This is a genomic window from Bacillus sp. EKM202B (assembly GCF_011066025.1).
Taxonomy (GTDB): Bacteria; Bacillota; Bacilli; order Bacillales; family Bacillaceae_G; genus Bacillus_A; species Bacillus_A toyonensis.
The window spans coordinates 1-8,464 of sequence record NZ_JAAMNK010000064.1 but is presented as its reverse complement, the minus strand read 5'-3'; the positions used below and the strand labels follow the sequence as shown (position 1 = coordinate 8,464).

Annotated in this window: 7 protein-coding genes; 5 read left to right on the top strand and 2 right to left on the bottom strand. The window is 34.9% G+C overall.

Annotated features, from left to right (window positions below):
- The first annotated feature begins 572 nt into the window (after positions 1 to 572).
- The 4 genes from G9F74_RS29030 (at position 573) to G9F74_RS29015 (ending at position 5,510) form a co-directional block, all read left to right on the top strand.
- Complete coding sequence (locus G9F74_RS29030; protein ID WP_165406404.1) at positions 573 to 1,559, top strand: LacI family DNA-binding transcriptional regulator; 987 nt, start codon at positions 573 to 575, stop codon at positions 1,557 to 1,559.
- 140 nt (positions 1,560 to 1,699) lie between these two features.
- Positions 1,700 to 3,076, top strand: a complete 1,377-nt coding sequence (locus G9F74_RS29025; RefSeq protein WP_165406403.1) for a sucrose-specific PTS transporter subunit IIBC — start codon at positions 1,700 to 1,702, stop codon at positions 3,074 to 3,076.
- Positions 3,077 to 3,096: 20 nt separating this feature from the next.
- On the top strand, positions 3,097 to 4,572 hold the full coding sequence (locus G9F74_RS29020) for a glycoside hydrolase family 32 protein (RefSeq protein ID WP_165406402.1): 1,476 nt from the start codon (positions 3,097 to 3,099) through the stop codon (positions 4,570 to 4,572).
- Complete coding sequence (locus G9F74_RS29015; RefSeq protein WP_165406401.1) at positions 4,569 to 5,510, top strand: carbohydrate kinase family protein; 942 nt, start codon at positions 4,569 to 4,571, stop codon at positions 5,508 to 5,510. The genes G9F74_RS29020 and G9F74_RS29015 overlap by 4 nt, the downstream gene beginning before the upstream one ends.
- 196 nt (positions 5,511 to 5,706) lie before the next feature.
- On the opposite strand, the gene G9F74_RS29010 is transcribed toward G9F74_RS29015, so the two are convergent.
- Together G9F74_RS29010 and G9F74_RS29005 are read right to left on the bottom strand one after the other, a co-directional pair.
- A complete protein-coding gene (locus G9F74_RS29010) occupies positions 5,707 to 6,621 on the bottom strand; it encodes an Rpn family recombination-promoting nuclease/putative transposase (RefSeq protein ID WP_165406400.1) in 915 nt (304 codons plus the stop codon).
- Between the two features lie 68 nt (positions 6,622 to 6,689).
- Positions 6,690 to 7,580, bottom strand: coding sequence for a recombinase family protein (locus tag G9F74_RS29005; protein WP_165406399.1), 891 nt, complete (start codon positions 7,578 to 7,580; stop codon positions 6,690 to 6,692).
- A gap of 36 nt (positions 7,581 to 7,616) precedes the next feature.
- On the opposite strand from G9F74_RS29005, the gene G9F74_RS29000 reads away from it, so the two are divergent.
- Entirely contained in the window at positions 7,617 to 8,324 is a 708-nt protein-coding gene (locus tag G9F74_RS29000; RefSeq protein ID WP_165406398.1) for an IS6 family transposase, read from the top strand.
- Positions 8,325 to 8,464 lie beyond the last annotated feature (140 nt).

The window sequence follows — 8,464 nt, the reverse complement described above, 5'->3', positions numbered from 1 at the left end:
TACAAAATCCCCCCATACGTAAACAGATTAATGTGCTTTCTTTCTACTGTCTACTATGAGGGGATCATATCAATATTTTGGGTGTTATTTATGAGTATACCACTTCTACTCATCAGGTAGCATAGTAAAAAAATTAAAACCCGTCAGGGTTTATTTGATATGCCTACTTTTATAAAATCTATAAAAGATAATAAAAAACTATATGGAAAGACCGCATTTTGTATAAAAATATACCTTAAGTTGATGGATGTGTGGCGCTACCCCATGCCCATCAACTTAAGAATTTTATACCCCCAAAAACAAAAAAATTGTACATTTCCACATGAAGATGTCAATTTTCTCGCTTTGGGGGTATTTGTATTTCTTAGCTTGATAGCGATGTATGGTGACCCCTTATATATACTTTTACTAAAAATATGTAGTGGGAATTGTAAAATAACAACACATTTTCAGTTTTGAAAATACCCAAAATAAGTAATAATAAATGAAAATTGGTCTCGTATGAGTTAATATGAATGAATAGTATGCAACAGTTTCATACATTCATTAATTTAATTAAAGAGGAGAAAATAATGGCAAAAAATATATCAGACATTGCTAAATTAGCAGGTGTCGCAAAAAGTACCGTTTCTCGTTATTTGAATGGTGGGTATGTTAGTGATAAAACAAGAGAAAAAATTGAAGCGATTATTCAAGAAACAAATTTTTCTCCTAATACATTCGCGAGAAGTTTAAAAGCAAAAACAACAAATTTAATTGGAGTTATCGTTCCGCGTTTAGACTCTTTTGCTACGACAAAAACTCTTATTGGAATAGACAATTCACTTCGTGATCAGGGTTATCAAATGCTTGTTGCAAACGCAAATCAAAGGCAAAAAATAGAGATTGAAGCAATTCAAAACTTTGCAAAACAAAAAGTAGCTGGGATTATTTTATTAACAACAAAATTAACAGAGCAACATAATAAAATTTTGAATACATTAAAAATTCCTGTTTTATTCGTTGGTCAACAATACGAAGGTCATTATTGTCTCATTCACAATGATTTTGAGGCAGCGTTTGAATTAGGATCATACATTTTATCACAAGGTCACCGTCATATTGCTTATTTAGGCGTAACGGAAGAAGATGTCTCAGTTGGGGTAAAGAGAAAACAAGGTTTTCAAAAGGCAGTTCAAACTTTCGCTCGATCGTGCAATGTTACGTATTATGAAACAACTTTTCATGTCAAAGATGCAATGGAGCAAGTAGCATGTATTTTGGAAAATAACCGTCCTACTATTATTGTTTGTGCAACAGATAACATTGCTATTGGTGCAATAAAGGTCATTCATGAAAGTAACCTTTCTGTACCAGCAGATATTTCTGTTACAGGATTTGGAGGTTATGATATTTCTGAAATGATTCATCCTAGTTTAACAACTGTTTCATTTGATTACCATTACGCTGGAACGGTTGCTGCTACATCTATCATACAGTTAGTTGAAAATCAAGATATTCCAAAAATAGTAAGTTCAAGATATGCATTAAAAATTCGAGAAAGTATTGACAAAATGTGAAAGCGTTTTATAATTCTTTGTAGAACCGGTTCCGTATTTTGAAAAATGAAGACAGGATTTCTTTTGTATATGAAATACCTGTCTTTTATTTTAACCATCTACGGAACCGGTTCCCCAAAAATGGATTAGGGGGTATTCGAATGGATATGAAAGAGACTGCCGCTAGTGTATTACAGCATATCGGCGGAAAAGAAAATGTTATAAGTGCAACTCATTGTGCAACACGTCTTCGTCTTGTTTTAAAAGATGAATCAAAAGTAACACAAACAGAAATTGAAAACATAGAAGGCGTGAAAGGTGCTTTTTCTACAGGTGATCAGTATCAAATTATTTTTGGAACGGGAATTGTTAACAAAGTATATGAACAATTTGCAAATCTTATCGGCTTATCTGAAATCGATCCTCAAACACATACAGAAGCTGTAAAGAAAAAAATGAATCCGATTGCTCGGTTAGCAAAAGTATTATCAAATATTTTCGTGCCAATCATTCCGGCCATTGTTGCCAGCGGTTTATTAATGGGCTTACTCGGAATGTTGAAGGCGTTTAAATTAGTACCGACTGATCATGCTCTCATTCAATTGCTTGATATATTTTCAAGTACAGCGTTTATTATTTTACCGATTTTACTTGGTGTTAGTGCTGCAAAAGAGTTTGGCGGTAATATTTTCTTAGGAGCAGTCATCGGGGGTATTTTAACTCACCCTGCATTAACGAATCCTTGGACACTTGCGAATGCCAAACCGACAGTATTACATTTTCTTGGTATGGACATTGATATGATTGGCTACCAAGGAACAGTTCTTCCTGTTTTATTATGTGTATATGTAATGAGTTTAATAGAAAAAAAGTTACGAAAACATGTACCAAATTCTTTAGATTTATTAATTACACCTTTTTTAACTGTTATGATTACAGGTTTTCTATCATTAATTATTATCGGTCCGATCGGTTATAAATTTGGTGATGGTATTACGTACATTTTAAATAATGTATATGAAGTTGCTGGGCCAATTGCTGGATTTATTTTTGGCGGGCTATATTCGACTATCGTTTTAACAGGTCTGCACCATAGTTTCCACGCTATTGAAGCCGGGTTACTTGCAAATAAAGATATTGGTGTAAACTTTTTACTACCGATATGGTCTATGGCAAATGTTGCACAAGGCGGGGCAGCTTTAGCAGTTTATTTTAAAACAAAAAATGCAAAAACAAAAAGTATTGCAATTCCTTCTGCTGTTTCAGCTTTCTTAGGAATTACAGAACCTGCAATCTTTGGTGTGAATTTAAAGCTAGGAAAACCTTTTATTGCCGCAGGGATTGGCGGAGCTTTAGGCGGGGCATACGTTGTGTTTACGAATGTTGTGGCAAATGCCTATGGCTTAACAGGGATTCCGATGCTTACGATTGTGGCCCCGTTAGGAATGATGAATGTAGTTCATTATGTAATTGGGTTTGCTATTGCTGTTATTACAGCGTTTATTGCAACAATGCTTCTATATAAAGAAAAGAACTAATGTTTTGAGGTGAACTCCCTATGGATAAATATAGAACAATACGAGAGGCAAAAGGGTGTGAATTGACTTCGCTAGAGAAAATTGCAAATCAAGACTCTTGGAAGCCCACTTATCACATTCATCCGCCATATGGATTAATGAATGATCCAAATGGTGTATCTTATTATAATAATGAGTATCACGTGTTTTATCAGTGGTACCCATTTGCTCCTATTCATGGAATGAAACATTGGGCGCATGTAAAATCTAAAGACTTGATTCACTGGGAACGTATGCCTGTGGCAATTACTCCTACTGAAAGTTATGAATCCCACGGTGCGTATTCTGGAGGAGCTTTCGTAAAAGATGATATACTTCACTTGTTTTATACAGGAAATGTAAAACATACCGATGGCTCGCGTGACGCTAATCAATGTGTTGCTTTTATGAATAAACAATATGAGGTTGAAAAAGCAGAATATAATCCAATTATTCGGAGTGTTCCTGCTGGATATACGGGACATGTTCGTGATCCTAAAATTTGGAAGTTTGATGATTTTTATTATATGTTGCTCGGCGCACAACGGGAAAACGAAACAGGTACACTTCTTATCTATAAATCAGAAGACTTGTATGATTGGAAGTTACAAGGAGAACTACAAACAAATTTAAAAGATTTCGGCTTTATGTGGGAGTGTCCGGACTATTTTCATTTAGATGGAAAAGATATTCTTATTTTTTCTCCGCAAGGTATTCAAGCAACAAAGGATAGCTATCAAAATGTTTATAATGTTATTTACGCCATTGGGACATTAGATTTAGAAAATTTATACTTCCACGTTGATTCTTATTATGAGTTAGATAAAGGGTTTGATTTTTACGCACCGCAAACATTGCAAGATCCCGCTGGACGCCGCATTATGTTTGCGTGGGCGGGATCAAGTGAAATTACGTATCCTTCAGATGATTTTATGTGGGCACATTGTTTGACGATTCCACGCGAGTTAACTCTTGAAAATAACGTGTTAAAACAACGTCCTATTTGTGAATTAAAGAAATTACGTACATCTTCTAAAACAGTGTCAGGTTGTTTACAGAATGAAACATATGTATTAACTGACCTTTTCAAAGAACACTCCTACGAATTAGAAATACGATTACAATCTGAAAAGGCAAATGTTTTTGGTATTTCCTTATTCCATTATCATGAAGAGTCATTTCCGATTACTTTTCAGCGCGATCAAGGGATCGTTTCTATTGAGCGCGGAAGCTTTCATCACCGCTTTGGAGGAGAATATGGTTACAAACGCTGTAAACAAATTCCGATCCAAGATACAATGGAAATGCGTATTTTCGTAGATCAAAGCATTGTTGAAATCTTCCTATGTGATGGAGAAACTGTGTTTACATCACGAGTATTCCCTCGTAAAGATATAGGGTACAACATCTCTCTTTTCTCAGATGAAAAGATGGAATTTCATATCACACAATACAAACTTGGGAGAGGATTGGAATGAAACAAGTATTTTGCATCGGTGAATTATTAATTGATTTTATTTGTTGTAATACACATGTACCATTAGCAGATGGAGTACACTTTGAAAAAAAAGCTGGCGGAGCCCCCGCGAATGTTGCTGCAGCAATTACAAAATTAGGCGGAAAGGCTTCATTCATTGGACAAGTCGGAAACGACCCTTTTGGAGAATTTCTAGGAAAAACATTGCAAGAAAACTGTGTTGATACTTCTATGCTTATAAAAGAAAACCAAACGACATTAGCTTTTGTCTCTATTGACCAACATGGTGAACGTGACTTTACTTTTATGCGTGGCGCTGATGGAGAATATCAGTTTCATAAAATTGATCTTTCTAAAATGCACAAGCATGATATCATTCATTTTGGGTCAGCGACAGCTTTGTTACCTGGGCATTTAAAAGAAACTTATTTTCAGCTGCTACAATATGCAAAAGAACAAAACCACTTTATTTCTTTTGATCCAAACTATCGTGATGCATTAATTACAGATAAACAGCAATTTTGTGAGAATTGCTTAACTTTCATTGCACAAGCCCATTTCGTAAAAGTAAGTGAAGAGGAAGCGATCATGCTTTCTAAAGAAACAAATATGAATAAAGCTGCACAGTTTTTACTTGCAAAAGGCGCAATGGTAGTTGCGATTACACTTGGAAAACAAGGTACACTTCTTGCAACTAGTGAAGGGGCTGCTATTATTCCTTCTATTACTGTGAAACAGGTAGATTCAACTGGTGCAGGAGATGCGTTCGTAGGTGCAATGCTTTATCAACTTTCTAAAGAAGAAAATCTATTTGACTTTAACTTTGAAAAACTTTGTACATTCGTTGCATTTGCTAACAAAGTTGGAGCAATTACGTGTACAAATTACGGAGCTATTCAATCCTTACCAACATTAGAAGATATCATTAAGTTTGGATGAATATTTTCTAATAGGGGTCACCATATTGGTCCCAAAACAAAAAAATGAACTAAATCCTCATAAACAACTGTTGAGAGCACAAATTTTCATTTAGGTAGTGATTCAAAACCTAAGCTTGATGGCAATGTATAGTGAATCCTATTAATAATAAAAAGCTTTGCGAGATTTTCCGCAAAGCTTTTGTAATGCCATGTAATTATAATAATAATTTTCGTATTTCTTCCGTAGTAAGACCTGTGAATTTTGCAATATCTTCTAATGGCATACCATTCTTATGCATACCACGGATTAATTGGATTTTTCCTTCTTCAATTCCTTCTTTTCTTCCTGTTTGAATTCCTTTTTCTAAACCTTCCTCTAATCCTTCTTCACGAGCGTGTGCCAACTTGGCTTGTTCATCTAAAAGTAACTTTTCACGAGCTTCATAAGCTGTTCGGAATGAGGAGTCATGGCTCATATTTTCCCATTTATTCATTGCTTTTTGTAAAATTGGATCTTGATTCATCGCAATCTCCTCCAATGTTTGAGTTAAATGTTCATCTTCATGTGCTGGTAGCAATAACATCCAGCGAACAAATACATTTTCCCATGGATTTACTTTTTCTTCATGCCATTGTTTGACCAATTTTGGAATTTCAACAAAATGAATTTCAATATCATCACTTAGTATCTGCTGTTTTTTGCTATTCCATAATTGTCCTATGGTATGAAATGAATCATCCTGGGAGAATAATATAAAATCTAATAAGTTAATGGTAATTGTTTTCCGAAGTGAACGATAGGGCATCCCCTCTTGCATTTGGGATGTATAGAGTTTACTCCAGCAATATAAAGATCGCTTCACCATATCATGTGTATTGCGAAGTTGTATCTCTATATTCACTTGCGTTCCGTTGTCTAATGTTGCTAATAGGTCTAATATGGATAACTTGTCATCTTCATAAGATTTATGAAGATGTGGATCTTCGAGTTGTAGAGATGCAATAGGTGCATCTAAAGATTCTTCTAGGATAGCGTTTAGAAATCCAGTTAAAATTTCTTCGTTTCCCTTCGTTCCGAATAACTGTTTAAAAGCGAAATCAATTCGTAAATTTACTAATTTTGTGGACATGGATTTCCTCTCCCTGTCTTTCTTTTCTTCTTATTATTTTATAATGTAATTCTTTATATAAGCAAATGCTACTTTGACCATTGTATCTCCAATTCATCACAGTACACATCTAACTCCGTAAAACAATTTTGTAAATCCGCTTCAAAATCAATTTCACGAATTATGCTTTCTACCTTTTTTTCTAAATCTGAAATTGTGTTGTAAGGAACATAGAATATATATTCTCCTGAACGTTGTTCCATATTATATTGTGATATAAGGAAGGATTCGATATTCTTTCGAACTTTCCCCTTTCCTCGTACAAATTTATTATTATTTTCTACACGTAACAACATACGAATAGTGGCTGTTTGTTCTTTGGTTTGTTCGCCTTTTTCGGTTTGCTTATTTTTTCGTAAATATCGATAGAGTGTAGCTTGACTAATACCTGTCATGTTTACAATTTCTTGGATGCTATATTCTTTAGAATCATATAACTTCAATGCTCTCTGAATGAAACTATCCTTAACGCGAGGGCGTCCACCTACTCTTCCCCTTGCACTTTCAAGCCCTTCGTGAGTACGTTGAGCAATTAAGTCTCTTTCAAACTGGCTGAATGCTTGAAATACAGTTAACATCAATTTCCCTTGAGGTGTATTAGTATCAAACTGTTCTTTAATACTAATTAGCTTAACTCCCTTATTCTCAAAAAAATCAACAAGTTCAATTAAATCTTTGGTACTTCTTCCTAATCTAGAAAAGCTTTCAACAACTAATGTATCACCTGGTCTAATTTTATCTTTTAATCGAGTAAGCTCTGGACGATCACTTTTCGTACCTGTTATTTTTTCAGTTAAAATTTCAGTACAGTTATAATTTTGAAGCATGTCTAGTTGACGAATCAAATCTTGTTGTTGGGTACTTACCCTTGCATAGCCATAAATGGGTTCTGGTGCAAGAAATCTAGAAAACTTGGACATACTGATAATATTACTCTAAAAAGGTGTGTGATCGGTATGGAAAAGGAAAATTTGTTCAAATGGAAGCATTATCAGCCTGAACTAATCTTACTAACAGTAAGGTGGTACCTACGGTACAATTTGAGCTTCCGTAACCTGGTGGAAATGATGGAGGAAAGAGGATTATCCATTGCTCACACAACGATTATGCGCTGGGTTCATCAATATGGACCTCAATTAGAAGAGAAAGTACGACAACACCTTAAATCAACAAATGATTCATGGAGAGTTGATGAAACCTATATTAAAGTAAAAGGGAAATGGATGTATTTATATCGTGCCGTTGATTCAGAAGGGAATACCATTGATTTTTATCTAAGTAAATCAAGAGATAAACAAGCAGCCAAGTGCTTTTTCAAGAAAGCCTTGGCTTTTTCGTACGTTTCTAAACCTCGCGTGATAACAGTCGATAAGAACCCTGCCTATCCTGTAGCAATTCAAGCGTTGAAAGAAGCAAAACATATGCCTGAAGGCATAAAGCTAAGACGAGTTAGATATCTCAATAATATAGTGGAACAAGATCATCGTTTTATTAAGAAACGTGTGCGTTCTATGTTAGGGTTCAAGTCTTTTGGCACAGCTACATCCATTCTTGCAGGAGTAGAAGCCATGCATATGATTAAAAAAGAACAGATTGATTTACAGGATCAGTCTGTTCAAAACCAGAAAGAATTCATCCATCAATTGTTTGGGCTAACAGCATAAAATACAATTCCGCTAGAAATATATGCGCTATATTCTCTTTTATTTTACCTTTGCACCAGAACCAAATAAGTTATCTGTGCCTGTCTTTTCCCTCCGGGAAGCCGTGAAATGTGTGAGAGCTAATTGATGTGCGTCGCTTC

Excerpts from the sequence above, each read along its gene's own strand:
- G9F74_RS29030 (WP_165406404.1), top strand. The coding sequence starts at position 573 with ATGGCAAAAAATATATCAGACATTGCTAAATTAGCAGGTGTCGCAAAA.
- G9F74_RS29015 (WP_165406401.1), top strand. The coding sequence starts at position 4,569 with ATGAAACAAGTATTTTGCATCGGTGAATTATTAATTGATTTTATTTGT.
- G9F74_RS29025 (WP_165406403.1), top strand. The coding sequence starts at position 1,700 with ATGGATATGAAAGAGACTGCCGCTAGTGTATTACAGCATATCGGCGGA.
- G9F74_RS29005 (WP_165406399.1), bottom strand. The coding sequence starts at position 7,580 with ATGTCCAAGTTTTCTAGATTTCTTGCACCAGAACCCATTTATGGCTAT.
- G9F74_RS29000 (WP_165406398.1), top strand. The coding sequence starts at position 7,617 with ATGGAAAAGGAAAATTTGTTCAAATGGAAGCATTATCAGCCTGAACTA.
- G9F74_RS29020 (WP_165406402.1), top strand. The coding sequence starts at position 3,097 with ATGGATAAATATAGAACAATACGAGAGGCAAAAGGGTGTGAATTGACT.
- G9F74_RS29010 (WP_165406400.1), bottom strand. The coding sequence starts at position 6,621 with ATGTCCACAAAATTAGTAAATTTACGAATTGATTTCGCTTTTAAACAG.